The organism is Peribacillus sp. SIMBA_075 (genome assembly GCF_046534585.1).
Map to the genome: position 1 here is coordinate 1 of NZ_JAWRYN010001162.1, position 251 is coordinate 251.

At 59.8% G+C, this 251-nt stretch carries 1 protein-coding gene; it reads right to left on the reverse strand.

The window, feature by feature from the left end; all coding sequences use genetic code 11:
* Positions 1 to 70: 70 nt before the first annotated feature.
* Positions 71 to 251: hypothetical protein (locus SB775_RS31960; RefSeq protein ID WP_410865305.1), on the reverse strand; the 181-nt coding region annotated here is incomplete at its 5' end.

The window sequence follows — 251 nt, forward strand, 5'->3', positions numbered from 1 at the left end:
CCTTTCGTTGAAGCGAGCCGCACATCTTAGCCGGCTTTTCGATTCCGTCAACTTCTTTCGAAGTCCGACTTCATCCGTCTTCGTTGGCGCCGAAGCGTTGTTCGTTGACGAGGTGGCGCAGTGTAGCGATGCAGCGCGATACGTCAACGGCTTTCGCGAAAGCACCCGCCATGCGATACGCGCGTGCGCCGCACGCGCGTGTTTCTTCAGGCCATGCGATCGCCTTACGCGATAGCGGCAATCGCGCGCGT